Here is a 25166-nt window from a genome sequence, read left to right as displayed (position 1 = left end):
CCCGTGCTCGGCGGCGTAGTCGAGGAGGAACTGGTGCGCCTGCTCGGGATCGCGGCCGGCCAGTGCAAAGCCCGATAGTGGCTCGTCTCGCATCGTTGGCCGGGCAATCGACGGGTTGCCCGGCAGTCAGCGGGCCAGGGCGGCCAGGTGCGCCGCCGGTTGTGCACGCGATTCATGTCACCTGAAGTCGTGCGGTTCCGGGGGCTGTGCGTGGACCGATGTCGATGTGTGATGCGCGTGAGCGTCAGCGTCCCCGTGTGTCCCAGTTCGCGAGCACGGCGTCTGCCGCGGCGTGCAGGTGCCGTGCTGATGTGCCGTCACACACCTGTGTCGAAATACCGAGCAAGAAGCCGTGGATCATTGACGTGAGGCCGTCCACGTCGGTGTCTTCGACGAGCTCTCCTGAGGCGATGCCGCGTACGATGCACGCCCTGATGCGTGCTCGGTCCGCTGCGCGGCGCGCCGCTACGACCTTTCGCGCTCCGGCCTCGCCTGCTCCCGGTGCCCGGACCGTCCCCGAGAGGGCGACGAGGCATCCGCGAGGGTGGGATGTGTCGGTCTGCATGTTGATCGACCCGTGGAGGAGCCGGGCGATGGCCTCGCGGGGACTTTCCGCCTCGTCGGCCACGACATCGGTCACGCTGCCCGGTCCGGCGATGTAGTGCTCAACGGCCTTCTCGAACAGTCCCTCCTTCGAGCCGAAGGCGCCGTAGAGGCTCGCGGAGGACAGCCCTGTGGCCTCGCGGAGCTGGGCCAGCGAAGTGGCTTCGTAGCCCTGTTCCCAGAACAGCAGCATCGCGGCCTCCAAGACGGCTTCCATGTCGAAGATGCGGGGACGGCCGACGGGGGACACGGCGAACCTCCTCTATTGCGGACTGACTGATCCAGTTTGACACCCGTAAGCACGTCTATCAATATCGGATCAGTCAATCCATAACTAGTGGAGGAGTCCGACCGATGACCACAACGTGCCCCGCGCCGGTCCGCGAGCGAGCGCACGAGTCGTTCCCCGTTCCGGCACTGGTGGTGATGGCGTGTACCGGATTCATCGTGATCATGACCGAAACCTTGCCGGCGGGGCTGCTCCCGCAGCTCGCTGCCGGACTCGACGTCTCCGAAGGCGGCGCCGGCCAGCTCGTGAGCGCCTACGCGATCGGAACGGTCCTCGCGGCGATACCCGCGATCACGCTGACGCGCGGGGCACGGCGGAAGCCGCTCCTCCTTGCGGGCCTGCTCGGGTTCCTTGTCGCGAACACCCTCACCGCGGTATCGCCTTCGTTCACCGTCGCTCTTGTCGCCCGGTTCGTCGGGGGAGCCTTCTCCGGGCTGCTGTGGGGCATGCTCGCCGGATACGCCCGGCGTATCGCCGCACCTGAGCACGCCGGGCGTGCCCTTGCCATCGCCATGACCGGAACCCCGGTCGCACTCTGCGTAGGAACACCACTTGGCGCCTGGCTGGGCTCGACGGTCGGGTGGCGCTGGTCCTTCGCCGCGATGTCACTGCTCAGCGTCATCGTCATGGTCTTCGCGAAGTTCCTCGTGCCCGACGCCCCGGGGCAGTCGGCGCAGACACGCGCTCCGCTCAGCCGAGTGCTGGGCATTCCCGGCGTGGCGACCATCCTCGCCGTCGTATTCGTCTGGATGCTCGCGCACAACCTGCTCTACACCTACATCGCTTCCTACCTGCAGCAGATGCGTCTCGCCCTCCGGCCCGACGTCACACTTCTCGTCTTCGGCATCGCTGCGCTCGGAGGTATCTGGATCACCGGCGTGTTCATCGACCGCGCACTTCGCAGGCTCACCCTGGCGAGTGTGATCCTGTTCGTTGTCGCCGGGGGCTTTCTTGCCGCCGCGCAGCAGTCCACTGTGCTCGTGCTGCTCGCGATCGTCCTGTGGGGCCTCGCGTTCGGCGGCTCGGCGACGCAGTTGCAGACGGCCATGGGGGAGGCCGCGGGCGAGAACGCCGATGCGGCGAACGCGATGCTGACGACATCCTTCAACATGGCGATCTTTGCGGGTGGTGCTGTGGGGGCTGTGGTCGTCGATGGCGTGGGCGCACCGGTTCTTCCAGCCGGGATGATCGCTCTCACAGTCATGGCGCTCGTCATGGTCGGATTCGGACGGCGCGCAGCATTCCCCGCAGGGCGTTGATCGAGAACTGACCGGACCACGCCTCGTGGCTTGTCATGCAGCCTTGGACGGGTATGCGGTCCACTGGCGGATTGGTGCGTGCCGTTGGACGAGGTCGTCGGCGAGCTTGGACAAGCTCCAGGTGGCAAAGCCGGTCAGCCCCAGTCGGCGGGGGACGTCCGGGCGATCAGGCAGATGTGCTTGCGCACCCGCTCACTGGTGGTCCTGGGGCGTCCCCCGCTCCATTTTGGGTCCAGCGCGTCGAACCCCGCTCGTTGAAGGCGTGGATGACATCGCGGACGTAGTCCTCGCCGACCTGCATCAGCGAGGTGATGCCCTTGACCGTCTGGTCCTGGGCGGACATCAGCACCACGATCGCCCGCCGCAGCCGGACCGGATCCTTCGCGGTCCGGCTGATCCGCAGCAGGCGGCGGCCCTCCTCCATGCTGACCGGACGGACGAACACACTCGGTCGACGTCCCACGATCACCTCCAAGATCAAGTCCTGGAGACACTCTGCTGATCACCAGACGGGACGTCGATTACCCACACCTCCACGACGATGAAGGCACTCATGGCCGAGCGGGACGGGCTGACGGTGATCCTGCTGCCCGGGTACGCGCCCGAACTCAACCCGGTGGAGGGCCTGTGGGCGCACATCAAGCGGAGCCCTGCCGACCTGGCCGCCCGCACCTCAGCGAGTTGGAGACCCTGCTCCGTCAGCGGCTCAAGGATGCAGTACCAGCACAGCATCCTCGGCGGATTCCTCGTCGGGACGGGCCTCGCACTCGGCTGACCGACCCTAGTACGCCGAAGTCAGTAACGCCCTCTCAGCGGCGAGGTCAAGGATCAAGCTAAGAGCCCCCCGGGGCCAGGACGTCACGGGGTGAGCTGTTGGTGTCCTATGACGGCGAGCAGTTCGAGTTTGCTGTGGCTCTCCGTGCCGGGGCGAGTGGTCAGCACCACCAGAGTTTGGGCGCGGTACTCGGTGTACAGGAGCTGGGCGTCGACGTCGATGCGGCCGAGTTCGGGATGGAGGATGGTCTTGCAGTCGTCGTAGCTCTGTGCGACCTCCTGCAGTTCCCACATGCGGACGAACTCGGGGCTGTGTTCCTGGAGTTCGGCGAGGATCTGGGCGGCTCGGGGAGTGTCGTTGCCGGCTGTCAGCGCGGCCCGCAGGCGTGCCGCCTGGGCGCGGCCGTGGCGTTCGTGGGTCTCCTCCGGAACCATCAGACGCTCGGCCGGGTCCATGAACCAGCGGTAATAGCCGCTGCGGGCCAGACCGGTGTGGCGGGTCTGGTCGCCGAGCAGCGCGACGGCCAACGGGTTCATCGCGAGGGTGTCGAACAGGTCGGTCTGCACCATGGCCGGGGAGTCGTCCAGGCGGTCCAGGACCCGCATCAGCGTCGGGCAGACATGTTCGGAGGGCCGGTGGAAGCGGGCCGGGGCGTTGTGGCCGATGAGGACGAAGAGATGGTCGCGTTCGTCCAGGGTCAGCCGAAGTGCCCGGGCGAGGGCCGTGGTGATCTGGACGGAGGGCTGCGGGGCACGCTGCTGTTCCAGGCGGGCGTAGTAGTCGGTGGACATGCCGGCGAGCTGCGCGACCTCCTCGCGGCGCAGTCCCTGCGTACGCCTGCGTGGGCCCTCGACCAGCCCGACGTCGCGGGGCCGTAGCGTCTCACGCCGGTGGCGCAGGAATTCCGCCAGTTCCTTCTTGTTCATGTCCCCATACTCGCCGCATCCCGCCCGGCTATCCAGAGACCGCCGATCCATGGCTGAGCAGTCCTCTCCCGCCCGCGCGAAGCCGCCCGTACGACCGACGCCGAGGGCACTCGCAGCGCGACGTCTCGATGGTTACCTGGCCTGCATGACCCGCTGGGGATTACGCCGACCCTCGGCGGTGCGCCGTAGGCCGCCGGTATGGAAGACGGCCTGCGGCGACGGTCCCCCGTCGAGGACGCCCAACGCTTCGGACCGGCGCCGGGCCTCGTCGCCCGGCCCGGCCCGTCCGACACGACGATGTTCGCCGTGTCAGACGGGCGCTCGCGTGCCCCTCGGGACTCAGGACGGGGCCGGTCGCCTCCCGTCCGACGGCCGGGGCGAAGCCGAAGACGCTTCCTTGCCGTTCCGCGTCTTCGGTGAGGACCTCCCCGAGGCGATCCAGTTCGCGTTCGTCCATGATGTGGCCCATCAGGACCTGCCCGCGTGCTGTTGTTCCGCGTCGGTCACTACAGGTTGGTCAGCTGCTGCTGATCATGGTGAGGACGTCGTCGTAGGAGCCATTGGCCACCGCGTCACGGATGAACCTGGCGCGCTCGACGACCAGCTCCTTCGCGTCGGGCTTCTCGCGCAGCAGATCGAGGGTCTCGGTGAGGAAGTCGTCCAACGGCATGGACTGGTCGCTGTCCTGCTGACCGAGCAGGGTCGTGCGTACGCCCGGCGGGACCACCTCGATCACCTGGACGCCGGCGTCAGCACCGGCGAGCTGGATGCGCAGACTCTCGGAGAAGGAGTGCAGCGCGGCCTTGGTCGCGCTGTAGGTCGGCGTGATCGGGAACGGTACGAACGCCAGCGCGGAGGTGACATTCATGACGACCGCGTCGTCCTTGCCCACCAGCAGCGGCAGGAAGGCATACGTCATCCGAATCGTGCCGAGCAGATTGGTCGCGACGTGATCCTCGGCGACCTGGAGTCCGGTCGGGTCGAGGAGGTTCTCCAGCAGCATGATGCCGGCGTTGTTGACCAGGACGTTCAGCCCCGGGTGGCTCGCCGCCACGGTCTCACGGGCCCGGGCGATCGAGCCGGGGTCCGACACATCGAGGACGAGCCCGTCGATGCCCGGGTGCTCAGCCGTGATCTCGTCGAGGAGTTCCTTGCGCCGACCGGCGACGATCACCTTGTTGCCGGCCTCGTGCAGGCGCAGGGCCAGGCCAAGCCCGATGCCCGAGGTGCCGCCGGTGATCAGGATCGTGTTGCCGGTCATCTTCATGGGGGTCTTGCTCCTTCGGTACGGCGGGCCGGTGAGCGCCCGCAGCCTCGACCGTAGGGGCGCCCGCGCAGGGGCGGGAGAGGACGGTTTATCCATGGATCGGCGGTCTCTGCCTGGTGGAGTGGTCCCCGAACCGCCCAGTGGATCTGGTCGCTTCGGCGTCCACAGGGATCTGAACGGTCCAACCGCCCGGGGGCCCAAGCCCCTCAGACCGACCCGCACAGGCGCACAACCGCCAGGCCGTTCCTGGTCGTCCGGACGTGAGGGGATCGGGGTCTCACCGGTAGTGCTCCAGGATTGAACGCCAAGCGTTGATCTTGGATCTCGGTTCGATCACTGTTGGGACTGGTGAGGTGTCTGTTGCGAAGCGTCACGACCTGTGAGATGCGAGGGCCTCTCACGGGTCACCGCGTCAGCCCCCCCCGTCCTCACATGGAAATTGCGCGGTTCAGGCGGACAAGGTATTCCCCATCTGGTTGCACGCCGGCCCCGAAGCGTTCCTGGACCACGGCGAGCCCGAGGTCGCGCCGCTTCGGTGATCGCGCCGCGTCGGCCGTCGCCAGCGCGTCCGGCAGCTCCTGGCGGGTGAGATCCGTGCAGTAGGCGGGTGTGCCGGGCTGCTGCCGCCACGATTCCGCGAGCGGCCCCGCATCAAAGGCGTCGAACCCGGTGTCCTCAACGAGTGCCATTGCCAGGTCACGCTCTCGCGGACTGTCGGCCGCGAGGGGGAGCGAGATGCGGTCCGCACTTCCCGCCGGCTTGTTCCTGTGCGCGAACGACTCGGATCCGATCGAGTTCCACGCCTTGACGATGGGCCGGCCCAGTTGCTTGGCAGCCCACACGCTCTCGGCCTGGCCGGCCTCGATCGCCGCGATTCCGTGGTCCCGATGCGGGTAGTAGTTCGACGTGTCGATGACGACCGTGTCAGCCGGCACCTTGGCGATCAGTGGTGCGACCTGCGGAATGCGGGCGAAGGGAATGGAGAGGATCACGGCGTCGACGTCCACCACGGCTTCCGCCGCTGTCACCGCTCGTCCGCCCGAGGCCAGCACGTCCGCCTCGATAGTCTCCGGGCCGCGCGAATTGGCCGCCTTTACCTCATGCCCGGCCGCGCTCAACCGACTGGTCAACGTCTTGCCGATGTTCCCGGTGCCGAGAATGCCGATCTTCATGGTGAAACTCCTTGTTTGGAACATAACCCCGGTCTCGGTGACCGGAGTTCCTGGGCTTGGTCCCTGAGGTGCGACCGGGCCTGCGGCCGACCGTGGACGCGGTGGTGTGAGTGGGTGATGACGACCGTGCCGAAGTGAGCGCCGCTCGCCAGGTGGGATGCGGCGTCGAGGGCTTCCTCGAAGGGAAGACGCGGTCGATCACCGGGTGCAGCTTTGTGCGCTGAGATGACCCTGTTCATGTTCTCCAGGTCGCTCCTGCTGCCGCCGATAGGCCGAAGAGTGAAACGTGGCCGACCTGCTGGATGATGTCGCTGGCGCCGAGTTCGCGCAGTCGCTCCGCCTTCTCCTCGCTGGAGGGCGTGGCGATCACGCGGGCTGGGGCGAGCTGCAGGGCGAACAGCGAGACGCCGCCCGATCCCTGGACCAGCATGGTGTCGCCGGGGCCACGCCTTTTAGTGCCGACCAGGCGGTGACTACGGCGCAGGACAGGGTCGCGGCCTCGGTGAAGTCCAGGTGGTTGGGCATGGCCACCAGCCGATGTTCGTCGATCGCGACGTACTCGGCCGTGATCGACGAGTTGGGCAGTGTCGGAGATCGCCTGCACGCTGACCGCGACCTGGCAGTTCGCCTGCTTGCCCAGTGGCCCGCAGTACGGTGGCGACGGCGACCGGCAATGCGAACACGTCGGCGCGAATAGTGCCAACTACGCCCCAGCACGGTTCACTTGATGTGCGTTCACACCCACCATGCCGCTGACCACGACAGACAGCAGGACCTGACGGAGTCCTATCGGTGCTCGCCGAGGACTCCGGGGGGGTCCCGTGCAGGACCACGCTCTGCTCAGGCGGAGCTCGTCCCATACGGAAGCCGTTCACGGGTGCGGCCCGATCGGCCACGCCGAAGGAGATGCCGAACAGAAGCTTGAGCTCCTCGGGAACGTCGAGGAACTCGCGGACGACCTCGGCGTAGAACCCGAGCGCGGTCTGCGGAATTCCGTCGAATCCACGGGCTGCCAGCGAGAGCAGGAAGTTCTGCGCGTACATGCCGATGTCGCCGGCCGTCCGCACCCCGTCGCCGAGCGCCGGCATGAACAGGAAGGCGGCATGGGGAGCGCCGTAGAACTCCAGGTTCTCGCGGACCGCCTCCCTCCTGCCGTCCCGGTCCGAGCGTTCCACGCCCCGGATCCGGTAGTTGCTCGCGCCCAGGGCCTGCGCCCGCTCGAGGTGGATGCCCTCGCCGTGGCCATCAGTGAAATCCGGCGAGGTCCGTCCCTCCTCCTCGGCCCGGAGCAGCTCCTTGCCCAGGGCGTCCCGCGCCGCACCCGAGACGACGTGCACCGTCCACGGCTGGGTGTTGCTGTTCGAGGGGGCCGCCTGTGCGTCTTCCAGCACACCGCGGATGTCCGAAGGGGACAGGGCGGTGGGCAGGAACCGCCGGGGAGAGCGTCGGGAGCGTGCGATGTCGGTAAAGGGTGATGCGGTGCCGGGCAAGGCGGTTCCTCTCCGCGGCGCGCAGCCACCGCCGCGGCGGCCCGGCGCAGCGCGGTACGGCAGGCCATGCGACGAGGCAGCCGACGTAAGGGCCGGGCGGCGGGACGCACCCTTACGAGGTACCGGCAGGCATGCGGTTGCTCGCAGGCAGTGGCGTGCCGAGACTGCGGGTCGCAGCGCGGGAGACTGTGCGCTCTTAGTGTTCGTCGTGTGTGTTCGTGGCGTGCCGCCCTCGTGCCGTTGCGTGCACGAGAGCCGCGTCGGGTGAATCAGCGGTGGGCGGCGCGGTTCATCTCGACGACGTCGTCGACGGTGGGACTGGCACCGAGGGCGGCGAAGCGTTCCGGGAGGCTGTCGCGGATGCGGGCGTCCTTGACGCGGTCGGCCGCGGCCAGGGCGGCCGGCAGTTCGTCGAGGGTCAGTTCGGTGCAGTAGGCGGGGCTGTTCGGCTGCTGGCGCCAGGAGTCGGCCAGTGTGCCGGCGTCGTAGGGGTCGAACCCGGTGTCGTCCACGAGCTGCATGGCCACGCGCCGCGCCTCCTCGGTGTCGCCGGCGACGGGGATGGCGAGGCGGCCGGGCGTTCCGGCCGGGACGCCCCGGGTCCGCTGGGTCTCTGCCAGGGCGGCGTTCCACGCCTTGACCACGGGGCGTCCCAGTTGCTCGGCGTTCCACACGCTGTCGACTGCGCCGTTGTCCACGGCTTCGATGTGCCCGAAGAGGTGCGGGTAGTAGTTCGAGGTGTCGATGACCACCGTGTCGGCGGGGACCGAGGCGAACAGGCCGGCCAGCTTCCCTGCCACCCCGAAGGGGATGGCCAGGACGATGACGTCCCGACCCTGGACGGCGTCGGCGAGCTCCGCCGCGCGGGCCCCGGACTCCAGCACCTCCGCCCGGACGGCCTCGGGGCCGCGGGCGTCGGCCACCTGGACGTCGTGACCGGCCGTGCTGAGCTTGGTAGCGAGGTTCCCGCCGATGGCACCGGCACCTATAACAGTAATTTCCATGATTTGTCCCTTCAGAGGTTGCGCCGCCCCTGAGGGCAGCGCGATGTGATGGCTGCGTGGTGGCGCCCCGTGGCGTTGCGGGGAGCGGGGAGCGGGAGGATAGGGTGCCTGGCGCTTACGCCTGGGTGTCCCGCTGGCGGTAGCCGCTCGCGATGAGCGTGCGGAGTCGGTCGAGCGACTCCTCCTCGGTGCCGGTGCCCTTGATCCAGGCGATGGAACAGGCCGCGAGGAACAGGTCGTTCCCCCGCACCGACGCGCGCACGTGCCCCGCGAGCTGCGCGGCTCGCACGTACTGATCGGTGGCCGAGATGAGGATGTCGCAGGGGATCGTGAGCGGGTTGTCCGGGTCCTGCGCCCGGGCCGCGGCCATGAGTGGGTCCGGCAGCCCGCTGAAGGCGCTGAAGTACTCCTCCATCGCCCGCAGCCACTGATCCAGCGCCTCGGCGGGGTCGCCGAGTTGCTCGATGTCCACCTGGCGGGCCACCAGCTCCTCGGAGCGGGTCTGCAGCACGGCTGCCAGCAGTGCTTCCCTGGTGGGGAAGTGCCGGTACAGGGTGCCGGGCCCGACGCCCGCCTCCTTGGCCACCGCCTCCAGGGAGGTGCCGACCCCGTGCTGCAGGAAGTGACGCTGCGCGGTCTCCAGGAGGGCCGCGCGGTTGCGCTGAACGTCCGCGCGGGGCTTGCGTCCTAGCTGTTCGCCGGCGCCCATACGCCCTCCTGCCTGCCGTGATCCTGCGACCGCATCAAAGCGGATGCTGCCTCCGTATGCACTCGAGCGTAAAGCGGAGGCGGCATCCGGTCAAACCGGCGATCAGATGGAGGCGGTCGCGCTCACGACGCTGGAGGAGATCCCGAAGCCCGCGGAGCCCGCAGTGCAGCGATGGTCGGCCTCCGCCGTCGAAGCGCTTACGTCTCCGTCGAAGCCAGGAGCGGTCCGTCACGCGGCCGGTCGGTTACCGTGCTCGCCGTCGACATTCCCCCGGCCCCGGTGACTGATCGAACACGTCCGCCCTTACCAAGTGCCGTTCGTTCAGGCCGACTTGCCTTCCAGTAGGACCAGGAAGGTCCGGAAGGCCTCGGTCATGTCCACGGCCTGCGGGTCGTGCAGCCACTGCAGTTGCAGGCCGTCCATGATGGCGACGAGCAGCGGGGCTGCCTGCTCGGGGGTGAGGCCGCTCGGAAGGGTGTCGCCATAGGCGGCGCGCAGCGACTCGGCCGCACCCGCCCGGACCGAGCGGTAGCGGCCCTTGAAGTATGGGCGCGCCGGGTGGCCCTCGGTGACGCTGTCGCCGGCCAGCACCGTGAAGACCTGGACGATGCCGGGGCGGGTCGCGTTGTACTCGACGAGTTGGGCCATCATCTCCAGCGGCCAGACGCAGTCGTGCAGGGCGGCTGAGGCCACGTCCCACTGGTCGCGCGCCTCCAGCACGGCGACGAGCAGGTCCTCCTTGCTGGGGAAGTGGTGCAGGACGCCCTGCTGAGTCAGCCCGACGCGTTCGGCCACGGCGGCCTGGGTCGCTCCCCGGTATCCGCGCTCGGCGATGACTTCGAGAGCGGCCTGAATGATCTCGGCACGCCTGTCCTCGCTACGGGTCGCTCGGCCGCCGACGCCACGGCCCCGATCGTGACTGGTCACTCTGCGACCTTAACCCGCGACCAGATCCGGCGAGCCCTCTGGTAACGAAGTAATAACAACGCCTACCGATCAACAGTTTGGCTGATTCATGCTGTCGGCCGATGGCGAGAAGTATCTGCTTCCTCCCCGTCGGAGCCGCTTTTCCCCTTCTGCCTCAATGAGGAGGTACGGCCGTGGACCAGGTAGTTGTCCCCGCTTCCGCCACCGCCAGCCCCGCCGGCCCCATGGAGAGCCCCGCGCAGGCCCCCGCTCCCCGCGGATTCACCGGCAAGATCGGCCTCGCCCAGTTCGGGCTGTTCGGCGCTCTGCTGACCCCCGTACTGGTCACCATGGCCCTGCGCATCGCCCAGGTCGACCCGGCCAACAAGACCAGCAGCCTCAGCCTGGTGCTGGGTGTCGGCGCCTTCTGCGCCCTGATCGCCAACCCCTTGGTCGGCCGCCTCTCGGACCGTACGACCTCACGGTTCGGCCGCCGCCGCCCCTGGCTGATCGGCGGTGTCATCGGCGGCACCACCGGCCTGACGCTGGTCGCGTTCGTGCCATCCGTTCCGGTCATCCTGCTCGGCTGGGCCCTCGCCCAGATCTCGTTCAACGCCTCCCTGGCCACCCTCCAGGCCACCGTCCCCGACCAGGTGCCGCACGCCCAGCGCGGCAAGGTCTCCGGCGTCCTCGGCGTCGCCCTGACCCTGGCCATCGTGGTGAGTGCGATGCTCGCCTCCCAGATCCCCAGCGCCCGGGTGCAGTTCCTCGCGCCGGCCGCACTGGCCATCCTCTTCGTCGGCTACTTCGCGCTGACGCTCCCCGACAAGCGGCTGGCGACCAAGCCGGGACGGCTCTCACTGAAGGAGTTCGCGGGCAGCTTCTGGACCAACCCCGTCGAGCACCGTGACTTCGGATGGGCCTGGCTGTCCAAGTTCATGGTCATGTTCGGCATGGTCGCGCCCAGCTCGTACCTCGCGTACTACCTGATGTCCGACTTCGGCGTCTCCACGACCGAGGTCGCCGGGAAGCTCGCGCTGCTCATCGTCGTCGGCTATCTCTGCAACGCCGCCTCGGCCGCCGTCAGCGGCTTCCTCTCCGACAAGGCCGGCGTCCGCAAGCCCTTCGTCATGGGCAGCAGCCTGGTGATCATGGCCGGCCTGGCCCTCCTGGCCGTCGCGCCCAGCTTCCCGATGGTGCTGCTCTCCCAAGTGATCATCGGGCTCGGCGGCGGCATGTTCTACGCCGTCGACATGGCCCTGGTCACCGAGGTGCTGCCGAGTGAAGAGACCGCCGCCAAGGACCTCGGCGTGATGAACATCGCCAACGCCCTGCCGCAGACCCTGGCCCCGGCCATCGCCCCCTTCCTGCTCGCGGCCGGTGGAGGCGACAACTACACCCTCTTCTTCGGCTTCGCGGCGGCGGTCACCCTGATCGGAACCCTGTCCGTGACCCGCATCAAGAACACACGGTGAGATGAATTTCGGCTCGACCCGATGATTCATCAGCCGTCAGTCTTCACAAGGGAGTTCCCCCCCCCACCATGACAACCGATACCGAGCGCGAGAACCTCGTCGAGAAGGCCCTCGGCAGGCTCGGCCTCGAAGCCAAGACACGGCTGCTGGCCGGACAGAACATGTGGTCCCTCCCGGCCCTGCTCGAGATCGGGCTCGGTTCCCTCGTGATGTCGGACGGCCCCATCGGCGTACGCGGTGTGCGCTGGACCGCCGACGACACGTCGATCGCGCTGCCCAGCCCGACTGCGCTCGCCGCCACCTGGGACCCGGCCCTCGCCCGTCGCGCGGGCCGGCTCCTGGCCCAGGAGGCCCGCCGCAAGGGCGTCCACGTCCTGCTCGCCCCCACCGTCAACCTGCACCGCTCACCGCTCGGCGGCCGCCACTTCGAGGCGTACAGCGAAGACCCGTACCTGACCGGCACGATCGGCACCGGCTACGTGGTCGGCGTCCAGGACGGCGGAGTCGGCACCACCGTCAAGCACTTCGTCGCCAACGACGCCGAGACCGACCGCTTCACCGTCGACAACATCGTCTCCGAGCGCGCCCTGCGCGAGCTCTACCTGGCACCCTTCGAGGCGATCGTCGCCAACGCCCGCCCCTGGGGCGTCATGGCCGCGTACAACTCGGTCAACGGCACCACGATGACCGAGCACAGCCGCCTCCAGAACGAGGTTCTGCGCGGCGAGTGGGGCTTCGACGGCTACATCGTCTCGGACTGGATGGCCGCCCGCTCCACCAGGGGCGCCATCACGGGCGGCCTCGACGTCGCCATGCCGGGTCCCGGGACCGTGTACGGCGAGGCACTGGCCGCCGCCGTGCGGGCGGGTGAGGTCGACGAGTCCGTCGTCGACGAGGCCGTACGCAACGTGCTGCGGCTCGCGGCCCGCGTCGGTGTCCTGGAAGGCGCCGAACCCGCCGTCACCCCGGAGCGGCTGCCGGCCTCCGTCGACGGCGACGCGCTGGCCCGCGAGATCGCCGCCCGCTCCTTCGTCCTCGTCCGCAACCAGGACCAGGCGCTTCCCCTGGACCGCGCGAAGATCAATCGGCTGGCCCTGATCGGAGCCGCCGCCCGCGACGCCCGCGTCCTCGGCGGCGGCTCCGCGCAGGTCTTCCCCGACCATGTCGTCTCCCCGCTGGACGGCCTCACCGCGGCCCTGCCCGACGGAGTGCTGACGTACACGGTCGGCGCGGACCCCAACGAGGAACTCGCCGCCGCCGGCAAGGGCTTCGAACTGCATGCCGTCTGCCGGGACGCCGACGGGCACGTCATCGGAAGGTCCTCCCTCCCGAACGGTCAGGTCAACTGGATGGGCGACGACCTTCCCGAAGGGGTCACGTACCAGACTCTGCGCAGCGTCGAGATCAAGGGAATCTTCACCCCGCGCGAGAGCGGCGCCCACCACTTCGGCACGCGCGGCCTGGGCGGCTTCAGGCTGAGCGTCGACGGACAGGTCCTCTACGAGAGCGAGCAGGCCCCGGGCACCCCGTCCGACCCCTTCGAGGCGTTCTTCGGCGCGGCCGTCGAGCGCGGCCAGGTGGAACTCGAGGCCGGCCGGCCCGTCGAGGTCTCCGAATCCCCGTGGCAACCACAGGTCAGGGCTCAGGCACGGCAGCGCGCGGCGCCGACCTCCGGCATACAGGCGGAGCTCTATGCCTACTTGGGATTCAGCTGCACGGGGAGCTAGGACGACGGTCACGAGCGCTCCGCCAGCACGGCAATCTCGCCCACCTACGCCGCAAGATCCTCCGCCGGCAGGAGGCTGGCACGACGGAGGAGGATCTGCGTCCGGTTGGCGCGGAGGCCGTCACCGAGTCGTATGTCACGGATTGGGGCTCCCGCGCCCAGCGCCTCCTTTACTCCTGGTAATGCGGAAGGATGCCGCCGTTCTTGACGTAGGTGAGGGCGGCGGTGACGTCGTAGGCGTGGATCGCGGAGACCAGCGGTGCCAGCTGGTCGGACAGGTCCTGGATCACGTTGCCGGTGAAGAAGGCGTCCCGTGCTGCGGTGTCGGTGAACCCGAGAATGAGGGAGGCGTGGAAGCGCTGATCGCGGGGGTTGTCATGGGCGACGCTCGGGGTGTCCCAGAGCTTTTCGACCCAGGGCAGGAACGTCTGAATGCGCAGCTCCTTCAGTACTCCGGTGCCGGCTAGCGCGGGGGCGAGCTGTTCCTTGACGAATTTCCGGAACTCACCTGCACCGGCTCCGTCTCTGCGGCGCAGGTAGACCAGGACGCGGGCACCGACCTTCTCTCCCGGGCCCGCGACGTCATACCAGCGGGATGAGTTCGGCGGGCCGGCGTAGAGCAGGGTGCGGCGGAACACGTTGATCTCGTCCTTGTAGGCCAGCTTCGTCTGCTTGCGCCCCTGCGAGGGCGCAAGCGCCGATCGGAAGGTGACTTCCGCGACGCCGTCGATCTTCCGGTCGACGGGGATCGAGGTCTCCACTCCGCCGGTCGCCGGCCACCGGCCCGGGTTGTGGTCGGCGAGGTGGATCTGGCGGTACTCCTCCAGGCCCGGGGTGGCGGAGATGATCCCTGAGTGCGGGCCCTTCCAGTAGTCCATGCCGGTCTGGCGGGGCTGGCCGGTGCGCACCCACAAAAGGATCGAGGAGGTGAAGTGCTTCTTCACGTCCAGTTGCTCTGCGGCCGATGGCATGCTCATGGTGTTGCCCTTCTCTTCATGGCCAGACACGGGTCATCGGTCATCGGGCGAGGAACTCGACCGCGACCGGGGCGAACTCCTCGTAGTACTGGAAGATGCCGCCGTGACCGGAGGCGGGGTAGATGGTCAGCTCGCTGTCCTTGATGCGCCGGTGCAGGTCCTCGGAGAGGTTCGAGGGGACCATGCGGTCGTTGTCGCCGTTGGCGATCAGCGTGGGATGGGTGATCTTCGACAGGTCGTCGGGGGTGGAGCGCCCCCACTTCTTGATCGCCTTCAGCTGAGTCTGGAACGCCTTGACCTTGATCTTCGCGTCGCGGTCGACGGTGCGCTCCTCGAGCCGGTTGACGAACGCGCGCGCGGCGGCCTTGCCGGCGGAGTCGCGGTTGAAGAACAGGAACTCCTTGGGGTCCGACCGGGTCAAAGTGGCGCGCAGGGTGTCCCAGTACGTAGTGGCGACAACCTTGTCGATGTCCTTGCCGCCCTTGGGCCCGGTGCCGGTGAGGACGAGTTTGCGGACGAGCTCGGGGTGCTTCACCACCAGGGCCTGGGCGATGAAGCCGCCGAGGGAGAAGGAGAAGATGTCGACTTTGTCGAACCCGAGCGCCGAGATGAAGGCGTAGGCGTCATCGGCCATCGCCTCGACACTGTCCGGCACCTGACCGGTCGAGGCTCCGACACCGCGGTTGTCGAAGGCGATGACGTGACGGCCCTTGGCGATGGGGTCGATGATGCGCGGGTCCCAGTTGTCCAGGGTCGCGGCGAGGTGGACGAAGAAGACGACGGGGATGCCGCCCTTGGGCCCCAGCTCGCGGTAGGCGTAGGTGACGCCGCCGGCGGTGATGGTGCGGGCCGGAGCATGCGCGTAGGAGGTGATGACGGGTTCGTTCGGGGTGACGTTGGTGCTCATGATGGCTTCTCCTTGCTTGTTTGTGTCGGTGCGGTCTGGGCCGCCCGTCACGGTCGCGGCGAGATCAGGGAGCCGCCGACGATGCCTTGCCCTGCCGCGGACGCCACCATGGGACAGGGGCTGCATCGCCTGCGGGGTCTGGTCGAAACCGGACACCTTTTCCCGCGACCGGGTGCACCACCCTTGGTCGACGAGGGCGGTCATCTGGCGAAGCTGATCGCCGTTGGCGTGCATGAACAGGAACTCGTACATCTCGCCGTGCTTCTTCGCCTGCTTGCCGATCTTGCTGCTGAGGCCTGCGACGGCCAAGAGCATCAGCGGGTCATCAGCGGTTTCAGGCTGGCCTCGCGGGTGAACACGGGGCTGAGGGGCCGGCGACCCCGATGGCTTTATCGCCGGGATTGAGCACCCATCGGTACTTCTCCAGTTTCTCCCCGCCGAGGCTGTCCGGCACCAGGTCGTAGAGGGCCAGGTGATGCTCGAAGTCTGGGCGCGGTAGTCGATCGCGTGGCTTGGCGAGCTGGACCGTGATCGAACCGACCCCGCCGACGTCGGCAGGGATGAGAATCCATGGAGCCGCCGCCGCGACCGCCAGTGGCTCGAACACGGGCACCCTCCCGCGCGTGCCATGGGGTGAGCGTCACCAGCGGCCACGAGCCCACCTCCTCCACTTGATCGATGCGGGCTTGAGCGGCCAGGCCGCCCTCAGGGACGGCGGTGCGCCCAGCGAATACGTCTGTGCGGCCGAGCCCGGGATACGACGGTCACGAGTGTCATCGCGGGGAGGACGACCATCTTTGAATTATGAGCGTAATATTATCGGAGCGGCGGAGAGGCCGCAAGCGAGTTCCGAGGCGAGTGGGATCGTGGGGCGGCCTACCGGTCGAGTACGACGCACGCCGTCGGTCGTGAACGTCACGGGCGGAGAACGGGGCGCAGCGCGTGCGGCAGCGAGCGCGCCGAGTCAGGGACGAACACCTGACGATCACCCGGAAGGCCATCAGTGCTCTCGCTGAACACCTCGTCAAGCTTTACGCCATCGTCGACGCTGCCGGCAACCAGGCAGCGGTAGCCGACCGAACCCCCGCGCCCAGCTGCCCTGTACCAACCTCACCGGGAAACGGACATCGCTGCGCGTGCAGCGATACATGGTGCCGGGCCGCGTTTCCGCGCTCCCTCACAGCCGACCGGATTGCCGTCAACTCAGTGCGGACCAGCCCCCAATCGCAGGGCCTTCTCCGCGTCCTGCGGGCGGGCGACCGTTCGGCCGAGGGCCTCAGTCAGTCGTACGGCGCGTTCCATGAGCGGTGTGTGGCCGTCGGCGAGTCGGCCCCGGCTGATGTGGACGGTGTCTTCCAGCCCCGCTCTGGCGTTGCCGCCCAACGCGAGTCCGATCGCGGCGAGTTCGAGGTTGGCACATCCGATGGCGATGACCTGCCACACGGCGTCGGAGGGAGCCTGCGGACAACAGTGAGGAGGTTGTCGGCGGTGGCTGCGATGCCGCCGCGGACACCGAGGACGATGCTGAACTGCGGCGTGTCGGACAACAGGCCCTCGCCACGCAGGCGCAGGCAGGCGTCCAGGTGGGCCGTGTCGTAGATCTCCAGGTCGGGCTTGACGTCGAGTTCCTGCATCCGGGCCGCCAGTCGGCGTACCGGCGTGGGCGGGTTGCGGAACTCGCCGCCGCCGAAGCTCATCGTGCACGCGTTGAGGGTGGCCATGCTGGGCCGGAGCTTCACCAGATTGGCGCGCTCCTCGTAGGGAACCTCCAGTCCGACGCCGGTGGAGAGGTGGATGAGGACGGGGCAGCGTTCCGCGATCAGGTCCATCGTGCGGCGGGCGATGACCAGGTCGGCGGTGGGGGGTCGTGGTCGTCGCGGAGGTGGATGTGGGCGGTGGCGGCCCCCGCCGCTTGGGCTTCGGCGACGGCGTCGGCGATCTCTTCGGGCTGGGTGGGCAGCGCCGGGTTGTCGGCCTTCGTGGCGAGCGGGCCGGCGGGGGCGACCGTGACGATGACGCTCACGGTGTCCTCCTGCTCGGGCTGGATCAGGCGAGGCAGGTCAGAGGACGGCCGCCGTTGTAGGTGACCATGTCGGCCAGGGCGGCGGCGACATCGATCGGGGCGCCCGGTGCGGCTCCGGTGAGTTCGGCGTAAGCCCGGTGGAGGTTGCCGACGATGCGCTCACGATCGGCGAGTTCGGCGTACGGTCCGAGGTCGGCTTCGTAAGAGGTCTCCAGTGGGGACAGTCCCGAGGCCCGCCCTTCTCGGGCGGTCGCCTGGACGAAGCGCAGGTAGCCGAGGACGTCCCCGATGAGTTCGGGGCCGCCGACCGGACCGTGGCCGGGCACGATGATGTTTGCGCCGAGCGGGGTGACGATGTTCTCCAGCACGCTGATCGCGCCGACGACGGATCCCTGGACAAGGAATGGCGTCCCTCCGTTGAAGAGGAGGTCACCGGCGAACAGCACCCGGCGTTCCGGGATCCACACGATGGAGTCGTTGGTCGTGTGGGCCGCCGTTCCGACGTGCCGTACCTCGCAGCGCAGGTCGTCCACCCACAGGGTGACGGCCTCGGTGTAGGTGAGAAACGGCGGCTCGAGCTGTACCTGTCCCCATTCGACCTCGGTCCAGAAGGGGGCCGATCGCGGTTCGCCCCAAGCCTGGATGCCGGTACGGACGGACTCGTGGCTGACGATGGTGGCGCGGTCGAAGAGGTAGTTGCCGAAGGTGTGGTCGCCGTGGTGGTGGGTGTTGACGAGAGTGCGCACCGGTTGCGGGGTGACGGCCCGGATGGCGTCCAGGTAGGCGCGGGTGCGGCGCTCGGTGGAGCACGCGTCGATGCTCGCCACGCCTCGCCTGCCGACGAGGAATCCGGTGTTGTTGATCCACCAAGTGCCGTCGGGTTGGTGGTAGGCGTAGATCCCGTCGCTCACTTCCTGCACGCGGGGCGGAGCAGGCGTCCTGACATCGTGGCGGGCGCTGGTCATGGGTGAGGTCTCCTGCCTGTTGCGGATTTTCCTCGGACAGGTCCCAGTTTCCAGGCCGGGGACGGTGTCCACAGGCCCTTGTCCGGTTCGTTGAACATCGCGGGGATCATCGCGTCCGTGATCAGACCACCGGTGCCCCACTGATCCGCCCCCGCGGGCGTGGCCCTGGAGACCTCCCGCGGCTGCCACGCCGCCTCGTCCTCGGCCTTCTCCAACTCGGTGGTGTACTCCATGACGTTGGAGTTGGGGTCGAGGAAATACGTGAAGGTGTTGTCGCCCGCCTCGTGGCGTCCGGGGCCCCACAGCGGGTCGTTGCCGTGCCGGATGAGACGGCCCGATCCGCGCATGTACTCGCTGATGCCGCGCATCTCGACAGGCCGCTGCCCTGTCACGACGCTCACTCGGCGCCCGCCACGCAGCGGTTGCGCTGGATTCCCAGCCCGGTGATCTCTCCTTCGAGGATGTCGTCGGGCTGGAGACAGCGGTTGTAGTGGGCGCCGTTGCCGGCCGGGTTGCCGGTCATCAGCGGGCCGCCCGGGCACAGTTCGGTGATGGCCGAGGCGTATTCGATCAGCCGCGCGACGTCGAAGATCATGTCGCCGGTCGGGCCGTCCTGCAGCACGTCGCCGTTGAGCCGGAGCACCACCCGTAGTGTCACGGGGGAGACGAACCGGGCCGGCACCAGGAACGGGCCTGTGGGGGCCATTCCGATCCGCAGTCGGTCGGCAGCCGAAGGAGTCAGCCGCTCCTCGGGGCACAGCAGGGGGGCGCCAGGGGAGGCTGTCTCATCCGGTGGCCGGGGGCTCGTGTCTCAGGACGGACGGCATTCCTCAGGCCCGCTTCTGGAGTCATGACGACCGCGCGGTGATCTGTCGGCGAGCGGTCTCCCAGGCCTCCTCGAACTGCTGGAAGGCCAACTGCTCCCGATGATGGCCTTCCCACTCGGAGACTGGGGGTTCAGCGGTCATCGCGAACCTGCTGTCGTACTCGTCGAGGCTGCCGCAGTGTACGAATGGACGGTTCGACATCACCGTGCGCACAACTGGTCCAATGCCGACTGGCTGTCATCGTCCGCGGCGCGGTAGATCACCAACCGCTGGTCCGGATCTTGAAGTGGCACAAGCACTTCGAAGTGCACTGCGATCACACCAGCCTCAGGATGCCGCAGCACCTTGCGCCCGCGGCCGTTGACCTTGATGTCTCGCTCGGCCCACAACCGCGCGAATTCCTCGTTATGAGCGGTGAGTTCGGCGATGAGGTCGGTCAACGCCTGATCCTCCGGATACGCGGCCCACGCAGCGCGCAGGTGGGCGATCCCCTCCCGCACGACGCGTTCGCGGTCCACATAGAACTCACGTATCTCCGGATGCATCAGGCACAGCCACATCGCATTGCGCTGCGACGGCGGCAGGGTGTCGAAATCCAGGAGCAGCCTCGCCATTTCGCTGTTCCAGGCCAAGATGTCGTAGCGGTGGTTCATCAGCATGGCCGGCAACGGCGACAGGTCGGCGACCAGCCGGGCCAGCGGCGGTGCTGCAGTGGTGGCGGGCTTGTCGGCGTTACGGGGGCGCTGCTGGGCCAGGTTGAAGAGGTAGGTGCGTTCGTCGGGGGCCAGGCGCAGCGCCCGGGCCAGCGCCTCCACCACGTTCGCTGAGGGCCGCAGCCCGCGGCCCTGTTCCAGCCGCACGATGTAGTCGATGCTGACCCCGGCCAGTTCGGCGACCTCTTCGCGACGCAATCCCGGGGTCCGCCGGGCCTGCTGACGTGACGGCAGGGCGAAATCGTGCGGGTCCAGGCGTTCGCGCCGGGTCCGCAGGAACGCGGCCAGCTCATGTGTTGTGTCCACGTTGCGAGTCATCATGGTCGATCCAACAACCAGGGTAGGACTGGCGTTCCCAGGAATTTCCTTCCCTTATGCTCGGCTCGCGGCGGTCACAGGCTTGTTTTCGGCAACGGATAACAAGCACAGGAGGACACGATGCCGCTCACCCTCGACACCTATCGGCTGCTGGGCCGCTCCGGGCTGCGGGTCTCACCGCTGGCGCTGGGCGCGGCGACCTTCGGTACAGAGTGGGGCTGGGGCGCCGAGCAGGACGATGCGCGCAAGCTGTTCGACCTCTACGTCGAGCGCGGCGGCAACTTCATCGACACCGCCAGCACCTACACCAATGGCAGCTCCGAGCGCCTGCTGGGCGAATTCACCCGCGACTCCCGCGAAAACCTGGTGCTGGCAACGAAATACACGACGCTACGCCGACCCGGCGATCCGAATTCCGGGGGCCCTCACCGCAAGAGCCTGTTCGCGTCGGTGGAAGCCAGTCTGCGACAGATGAACACGGACTACATTGATCTGCTCTACCTGCACCTGTGGGATTTCACGACGCCAGTCGAGGAGATTCTGCGTGGCATGGACGATCTGGTCCGGCAGGGCAAGGTCTTGTACGTGGGGATCTGCAATACCCCGGCCTGGCAGGTGTCGCGTATGCAGGCTATCGCCGACCTGCGAGGCTGGTCACCGCTCATCGCGCTGCAGACCGAATACAACCTGATCGAGCGTACCGGGGAACGTGACCTGATCCCCATGGCCCGCGAGATGGGACTGGGGATGGTCCCGTTTTCACCACTGGCCGGCGGGGTGCTCACCGGCAAGTACAGCCGCGACGACCTGACCGCGACGAAGGTCGGCGACGACGGCACCCGCAAGGGCTTCAACATCGCCAACGGCGCGCTCACCGAACGCAACCTCGCCATCGCGGATGTCGTGAAGGAGGTCGCCACGGAGATGGGCCGCGCCCCCGGCCAGGTCGGGCTGGCCTGGCTCCTGCAGAACCCGGGCGTGACGGCACCGATCATCGGCGCGCGCACCCTGGCGCAGCTGACGGACAACCTGGGCGCCCTGGAGGTCGATTTCACCGCCTCCCAACTGGCCCGCCTCGAAGAGGTCAGCGCGATCGGGCTGGGTTTCCCGCACGACTTCCTCGCCAGCGACAGGGGCCGCGTGTTGACCCGCGGCGACCTGATGATCGAACCCCGTCGCTGATTTCCGTCCGATCCCCGGAGGGCAGCACCACTGCCGCCCTCCGGGGCGAACATCGGCACATCTCTGATCCGTGGCCGAGTGGCCATCGTCCGTGAGATTTGGCCACGGGATGAGATCCCACAACTGAAGATGCTCGGGAGAACGAGAGCCGCTCCGCCTGCCGCCTCAGTACTGTGAACCATGCGGGCGCAGGCCGCCGACACCATCGTCCGTGCCGAACGCGAAGGGCTCTCCTACGCCGGGTTTCTCGCCGAGCTGCTGATGGCCGAGTGCGAGGACTGCGACCGCCGCCGGGCCGAACGCCGCATCCGAGCCGCCCACTTCCCGCGGGAGAAGTCCCTGCGCGACTTCGACTACCGCGCCAACCCGAACGTCGACCCGGCTGTCATCCACTCCCTCGCCGCCTGCGACTGGATCGCCAACGAGGCGTTCACCGGCTGGATCAAGACCATCACCGACCCCCGGCTCTGCGCGGCCGTCGTGGACCGCTCAACGCCACTCTCGTCGAGACCGGCACCGAGTCCTACCGCCTGGCCCGCACCAGGGCGAACAAAGCCTGACGGGACGAAATGACCTGGCCCCGGTCCGACAGCCGAACGATCTCTGCACTCCTCAGGGTGGTCAGAAGCGACCGCCGGAACTGACCAACAGCTCGGGTGGCCATGCAGCGTCCGCACGCCGCCCGGCCGCACTCGGTTACGGGCGGGGCTCCCGGACCGCCGGCATGAGGTTGCGGGCGAGTACGTCCAACGCTTCGCAGACTTCCCTCAGCCGCTGCGGGTCGTCGGATCCAACTGCTGCGGCGAGCGCATCCTCGATGCCTGTCGCGCGGACCCGGGTCACTCGCTCGGACGCCTCGGCGGCCTGGCGTACCAGCACCCGCCGCCGGTCGGCGGGATCGGGCGCCGTCTGGACTGATCCGGCCTCCTTCAGCCGGGCGACTGCCGCGGACACCTGGCTCTGCGGCAGGCCGGTGCGGGCGGCGATCTCCCCGACGGCCGTGTCGGGATGGGCAGCGATGTCGCTGGCCACGATCAGCACCAGCAGCGTGCTCCCGGCATAGCGGCCGGTGCCGCCCGGGGGGTCCGGCAGGGCCTCCTCGCCGATCTTCATCAGGGTGCGTCCCAGCAGGAACAGCTCGACTCCGTTCACAGCGACCAATATACATCGAACTAGATTCATCGAGATTGATGTATCTAGTTCGATGGAATATGGTGGTCGAGGCCGCGACGGAAGGCCCGTCGCATACAAAGGGGTACCGCATGTCCAAGCGCATCGGCGCACTCACCGTTCCCGGCACCGTCCTGCACTACCAGGTCCGCGGCGCCGGCCCACTGCTGCTGATCTCGCAGAGCGGTGAGGGCGACGCCGACCGCACCACCGACCTCGTCGCCCACCTCACCGACACCTACACCGTCGTCACCTACGATCGCCGCGGCCTGTCCCGCAGCCGGCTCCGCGCCGCCGACGAGGGCGCCACTCTGGCCGAGCACGCCGACGACGTCCACCGACTCCTCGCGCATCTCACGGACGCCCCCGCCCTCATGCTCGGCTGCAGTCTCGGGGCCGTCATCGGCATGCACGCCGCGCTGCGGCACCCCGGACAGATCGGCACCCTCATCGCCCACGAACCCGTCGCCCCTCGCCTGCTGCCCGACATCGAACGCACCCGCCACGAGCACGAACTCGCTGCCATTCAGGGCCTCTACCTCCACCAGGGCCTCGGCGCCGCCCTCCCGGAGATCGTCAGAACGCTCGGCATCGACCCCGCCGCCACAAACGCCGAACCCGACCTGACGTCCCACCCGATGAACGCCCAACGCGCCGCCAATTTCGACTACTTCATACGGCACGACTTCACCGCGGTCGTCCACGACACCCTCGACACATCCGCCCTGAAGGGCCTCAGCACACGCATCGTGCCCGCCGTCGGGCGTACCACCCCGCGGACCGTCTTCGACTACCAGTGCGCAACAGCCCTGGCCGAACTGCTTGACCGCGAACTGCAGGAGCTGCCCGGTGGCCACAACGGAAACACCACCCACCCCCGCGCCTACGCGACACGTATCCGGGAGATCCTCAACGACGCACGATGACACGAAGCGGGCCGTCCCGACGTCCTGGCGGAGGGCCAGACGGGAACGACCGCCCCCACCCTGGTGGTCCCAGATCAAGCCGCCTTCCGGAGCCGCCTCGCGACGCCTGATCTTGACGAATCATCCATGAAGCGGGGGCAGTTGGAGTCGAGCGGATTCGGCGGGGGGTTCGGTGAAGGCGTGCAGGAGGGCGTCGCGGACGTGCTCGGCTCCCGACCGTCGGGCGGGTGCGGGAGCTTGAGAGCGTCTGCAGATCAGTGCGGACCTGACGGAGTTCGTCCTGAGCGTCGCTCAGGTTCGGGGGAAGCCGTACGAAGCTGCCACGGGGCAAAGGTGCTGCTGCTCGAACCGTGCTCCGGTCTGCCGCGCGGCACATCTCCTACGCCAACCCCTGCGTCTTCCCCTGCGACTTCTGTGCGCGAGCCTCGTCGCCGCCGTATCTGCGCAGGTCACCCCGACCGTATGGGCGTTGTCGGGACTCTGACGTTCCCGTCCGCTTTGCCCATGCTCTGGTTGGAGGTGAGGAATGGGGGGATGGGCGGCGCGGACGCTGCCGGGGCTCGGGGAGCGCTCGCCGGTATTGCGCGCCGGACGGTGCCGCCGACGGTGCGGCGGGCCGGGGCCAGGAGTTGCCGGCCGCTGTCCAGGTCAGCCAGTCGCGCACGGTGGCCGGGTCGGTGGTCGACGGGCACGCAGCAGGTCGAAGGCGACGGAATGTGCCGGCCGCTCGCCCGCGGCCCGGTTGGCTCCACCGTCGGCCGATTGGCATCGCCTGGATCGATGGGGGTTGAAGAGTTCTTCAGGGTGTCCTGTCCGGGTGGCGGACGGACCGCCTGTAGCAGCAGATGGCTGCGGCGAGGCCGAGGAAGGCCAAGTGGTTGCGAAGATTGCGTTCGTAGTGGGGATTGAGTCGGACACGTCGGCGTCCAAGTCGTTCGCTGCACTCGACGCCTTGTGGGCGATGCGCACTCCGACACGCTCACCCCGCAGCTGCCTGGCCTTCCTGCCTCGCCGCAGCCATCTGCTACAAGCGGTCCGTCCGCCTCATCACACAGGTAAGGAGCGGGTCCCGCACGTGAGGTGCGAGACCCACCTGTCCAGTCCTGGGAATCAGCCGATTACCGGGCAGAAGTTGCCGATGTTCTGGTTCGTGTCACCGGTGACCGAGCCGACGACGGCGAAGGCGGCGCCGCCGTCGAAGTCCTGCTCACAGTTCACGATCTGCAGGTTGTCGACGGCGAAGCCGGACGCTTCGTCGTAGTCGTGGCCGCCATTGGCGCTGGCAACTCCGCCGCCGACGAGACCGAGGCCGCCGACCATCGCCGCTACGGCCGCAGCCTTCTTGAACTTGTGCATCACGTCTCCGATTTCCTTACAGGCACGACCATCCTTACGGATCGTGCCCGACTGGTTACAGATATAGCAGATGTCTTCCTTAGTCGGCTATTCCAGACACACTCACTTAATTAGCTGTAATTCATATATGCAACCTTTTGGGGAATGCTTCGGAAGTCCATGGCGGGGCGGTCCGCTCCGGGCAGCGGGGGCGCGGCGCGG

24 protein-coding genes and 5 pseudogenes are annotated in these 25166 nt (G+C 68.1%); 7 read left to right on the top strand and 22 right to left on the bottom strand.

Going from position 1 to position 25166, the window contains the following annotated elements; genetic code table 11:
- Positions 1 to 244 precede the first annotated feature (244 nt).
- Complete coding sequence (locus tag OHA64_RS02195) at positions 245 to 853, bottom strand: TetR/AcrR family transcriptional regulator (RefSeq protein WP_405606969.1); 609 nt, start codon at positions 851 to 853, stop codon at positions 245 to 247.
- A 104-nt stretch (positions 854 to 957) separates the two neighbouring features.
- Here OHA64_RS02195 and OHA64_RS02190 point away from each other — a divergent pair, with 104 nt between their 5' ends.
- Positions 958 to 2151, top strand: a complete 1194-nt coding sequence (locus tag OHA64_RS02190; RefSeq protein WP_405606966.1) for an MFS transporter — start codon at positions 958 to 960, stop codon at positions 2149 to 2151.
- 166 nt (positions 2152 to 2317) lie between these two features.
- On the opposite strand, the gene OHA64_RS02185 is transcribed toward OHA64_RS02190, so the two are convergent.
- The gene (locus tag OHA64_RS02185) at positions 2318 to 2614 is read right to left on the bottom strand and encodes a helix-turn-helix domain-containing protein (RefSeq protein WP_405606963.1); all 297 of its coding nucleotides are present in this window, start codon (positions 2612 to 2614) and stop codon (positions 2318 to 2320) included.
- Positions 2615 to 2671: 57 nt separating this feature from the next.
- Here OHA64_RS02185 and OHA64_RS02180 point away from each other — a divergent pair, with 57 nt between their 5' ends.
- A complete protein-coding gene (locus OHA64_RS02180; protein WP_405623819.1) occupies positions 2672 to 2926 on the top strand; it encodes a transposase in 255 nt (84 codons plus the stop codon).
- Between the two features lie 83 nt (positions 2927 to 3009).
- Here the strand turns inward: OHA64_RS02180 and OHA64_RS02175 are convergent, their stop codons facing one another.
- From OHA64_RS02175 to OHA64_RS02140, 8 genes and pseudogenes are all read right to left on the bottom strand, one after another.
- Complete coding sequence (locus OHA64_RS02175; protein WP_405606960.1) at positions 3010 to 3852, bottom strand: helix-turn-helix transcriptional regulator; 843 nt, start codon at positions 3850 to 3852, stop codon at positions 3010 to 3012.
- A gap of 517 nt (positions 3853 to 4369) precedes the next feature.
- Positions 4370 to 5119, bottom strand: a complete 750-nt coding sequence (locus tag OHA64_RS02170) for an SDR family oxidoreductase (RefSeq protein ID WP_405606957.1) — start codon at positions 5117 to 5119, stop codon at positions 4370 to 4372.
- A 428-nt stretch (positions 5120 to 5547) separates the two neighbouring features.
- Entirely contained in the window at positions 5548 to 6291 is a 744-nt protein-coding gene (locus OHA64_RS02165) for an NADPH-dependent F420 reductase (RefSeq protein ID WP_405606954.1), read from the bottom strand.
- 235 nt (positions 6292 to 6526) lie between these two features.
- Positions 6527 to 6721, bottom strand: coding sequence for a hypothetical protein (locus OHA64_RS02160; protein ID WP_405624437.1), 195 nt, complete (start codon positions 6719 to 6721; stop codon positions 6527 to 6529).
- A 478-nt stretch (positions 6722 to 7199) separates the two neighbouring features.
- Positions 7200 to 7781, bottom strand: a pseudogene (locus tag OHA64_RS02155) (nitroreductase family protein); the annotation flags it as partial.
- 269 nt (positions 7782 to 8050) lie between these two features.
- Positions 8051 to 8785 (bottom strand): NADPH-dependent F420 reductase, encoded by a 735-nt coding sequence (locus tag OHA64_RS02150; protein WP_405606951.1) that lies wholly within the window; start codon positions 8783 to 8785, stop codon positions 8051 to 8053.
- A gap of 115 nt (positions 8786 to 8900) precedes the next feature.
- Positions 8901 to 9494: a TetR/AcrR family transcriptional regulator gene (locus tag OHA64_RS02145; protein ID WP_405606948.1), complete on the bottom strand. Its 594-nt coding sequence runs from the start codon at positions 9492 to 9494 to the stop codon at positions 8901 to 8903.
- A 321-nt stretch (positions 9495 to 9815) separates the two neighbouring features.
- Positions 9816 to 10421 carry a TetR/AcrR family transcriptional regulator gene (locus OHA64_RS02140; RefSeq protein ID WP_405606945.1) on the bottom strand — a complete coding sequence of 202 codons (606 nt, stop codon included), beginning with the start codon at positions 10419 to 10421 and terminating at the stop codon, positions 9816 to 9818.
- A 173-nt stretch (positions 10422 to 10594) separates the two neighbouring features.
- Here OHA64_RS02140 and OHA64_RS02135 point away from each other — a divergent pair, with 173 nt between their 5' ends.
- Together OHA64_RS02135 and OHA64_RS02130 are read left to right on the top strand one after the other, a co-directional pair.
- A complete protein-coding gene (locus tag OHA64_RS02135) occupies positions 10595 to 11875 on the top strand; it encodes an MFS transporter (protein ID WP_405606942.1) in 1281 nt (426 codons plus the stop codon).
- A gap of 68 nt (positions 11876 to 11943) precedes the next feature.
- Positions 11944 to 13488: pseudogene (locus tag OHA64_RS02130) on the top strand (glycoside hydrolase family 3 N-terminal domain-containing protein); the annotation flags it as partial.
- A gap of 283 nt (positions 13489 to 13771) precedes the next feature.
- Here the strand turns inward: OHA64_RS02130 and OHA64_RS02125 are convergent.
- The 9 genes and pseudogenes from OHA64_RS02125 to OHA64_RS02085 form a co-directional block, all read right to left on the bottom strand.
- Positions 13772 to 14578, bottom strand: a complete 807-nt coding sequence (locus OHA64_RS02125; protein ID WP_405606939.1) for a strictosidine synthase — start codon at positions 14576 to 14578, stop codon at positions 13772 to 13774.
- Positions 14579 to 14618: 40 nt separating this feature from the next.
- Entirely contained in the window at positions 14619 to 15800 is a 1182-nt protein-coding gene (locus OHA64_RS02120; protein WP_405606936.1) for an alpha/beta fold hydrolase, read from the bottom strand.
- A gap of 19 nt (positions 15801 to 15819) precedes the next feature.
- A complete protein-coding gene (locus tag OHA64_RS02115) occupies positions 15820 to 16092 on the bottom strand; it encodes a hypothetical protein (RefSeq protein ID WP_405606933.1) in 273 nt (90 codons plus the stop codon).
- Between the two features lie 596 nt (positions 16093 to 16688).
- Positions 16689 to 17314: pseudogene (locus OHA64_RS02110) on the bottom strand (3-keto-5-aminohexanoate cleavage protein).
- Positions 17305 to 17508: a 3-keto-5-aminohexanoate cleavage protein gene (locus OHA64_RS02105; RefSeq protein WP_405606930.1), complete on the bottom strand. Its 204-nt coding sequence runs from the start codon at positions 17506 to 17508 to the stop codon at positions 17305 to 17307. The pseudogene OHA64_RS02110 and the gene OHA64_RS02105 overlap by 10 nt, the downstream one beginning before the upstream one ends.
- 23 nt (positions 17509 to 17531) lie before the next feature.
- Positions 17532 to 18473 carry an MBL fold metallo-hydrolase gene (locus OHA64_RS02100; protein ID WP_405606927.1) on the bottom strand — a complete coding sequence of 314 codons (942 nt, stop codon included), beginning with the start codon at positions 18471 to 18473 and terminating at the stop codon, positions 17532 to 17534.
- A complete protein-coding gene (locus tag OHA64_RS02095; protein WP_405606924.1) occupies positions 18470 to 18874 on the bottom strand; it encodes a hypothetical protein in 405 nt (134 codons plus the stop codon). Before OHA64_RS02095 ends, OHA64_RS02100 begins: the two co-directional genes overlap by 4 nt.
- Positions 18871 to 19215 carry a fumarylacetoacetate hydrolase family protein gene (locus OHA64_RS02090; RefSeq protein WP_405623818.1) on the bottom strand — a complete coding sequence of 115 codons (345 nt, stop codon included), beginning with the start codon at positions 19213 to 19215 and terminating at the stop codon, positions 18871 to 18873. The genes OHA64_RS02095 and OHA64_RS02090 overlap by 4 nt, the downstream gene beginning before the upstream one ends.
- Positions 19216 to 19500: 285 nt before the next feature.
- Complete coding sequence (locus OHA64_RS02085; RefSeq protein ID WP_405606921.1) at positions 19501 to 20334, bottom strand: helix-turn-helix transcriptional regulator; 834 nt, start codon at positions 20332 to 20334, stop codon at positions 19501 to 19503.
- Positions 20335 to 20451: 117 nt separating this feature from the next.
- Between OHA64_RS02085 and OHA64_RS02080 the strand changes: the two genes are divergently transcribed.
- Both OHA64_RS02080 and OHA64_RS02075 read left to right on the top strand, forming a co-directional pair.
- The gene (locus tag OHA64_RS02080; protein WP_405606918.1) at positions 20452 to 21513 is read left to right on the top strand and encodes an aldo/keto reductase; all 1062 of its coding nucleotides are present in this window, start codon (positions 20452 to 20454) and stop codon (positions 21511 to 21513) included.
- Between the two features lie 122 nt (positions 21514 to 21635).
- A pseudogene (locus OHA64_RS02075) lies at positions 21636 to 22073 on the top strand (ATP-binding protein); the annotation flags it as partial.
- 136 nt (positions 22074 to 22209) lie between these two features.
- Here the strand turns inward: OHA64_RS02075 and OHA64_RS02070 are convergent.
- Positions 22210 to 22665 carry a MarR family winged helix-turn-helix transcriptional regulator gene (locus OHA64_RS02070; RefSeq protein ID WP_405606915.1) on the bottom strand — a complete coding sequence of 152 codons (456 nt, stop codon included), beginning with the start codon at positions 22663 to 22665 and terminating at the stop codon, positions 22210 to 22212.
- Between the two features lie 110 nt (positions 22666 to 22775).
- On the opposite strand from OHA64_RS02070, the gene OHA64_RS02065 reads away from it, so the two are divergent.
- Positions 22776 to 23609, top strand: a complete 834-nt coding sequence (locus OHA64_RS02065; protein ID WP_405606912.1) for an alpha/beta fold hydrolase — start codon at positions 22776 to 22778, stop codon at positions 23607 to 23609.
- Between the two features lie 799 nt (positions 23610 to 24408).
- Here OHA64_RS02065 and OHA64_RS02060 read toward each other — a convergent pair.
- Both OHA64_RS02060 and OHA64_RS02055 read right to left on the bottom strand, forming a co-directional pair.
- Positions 24409 to 24599 (bottom strand): annotated as a pseudogene (locus OHA64_RS02060) (IS5/IS1182 family transposase); the annotation flags it as partial.
- A gap of 120 nt (positions 24600 to 24719) precedes the next feature.
- A complete protein-coding gene (locus OHA64_RS02055; RefSeq protein WP_405623817.1) occupies positions 24720 to 24965 on the bottom strand; it encodes a hypothetical protein in 246 nt (81 codons plus the stop codon).
- Between the last annotated feature and the right edge of the window lie 201 nt (positions 24966 to 25166).

Origin of the sequence: Streptomyces sp. NBC_00076 (genome assembly GCF_045041235.1) — a bacterium.
In the GTDB taxonomy this organism is placed as follows: Bacteria; Actinomycetota; Actinomycetes; order Streptomycetales; family Streptomycetaceae; genus Streptomyces.
The sequence above is the reverse complement of the archived record's forward strand: the minus strand, read 5'-3'. Positions and strand labels throughout refer to the sequence as shown.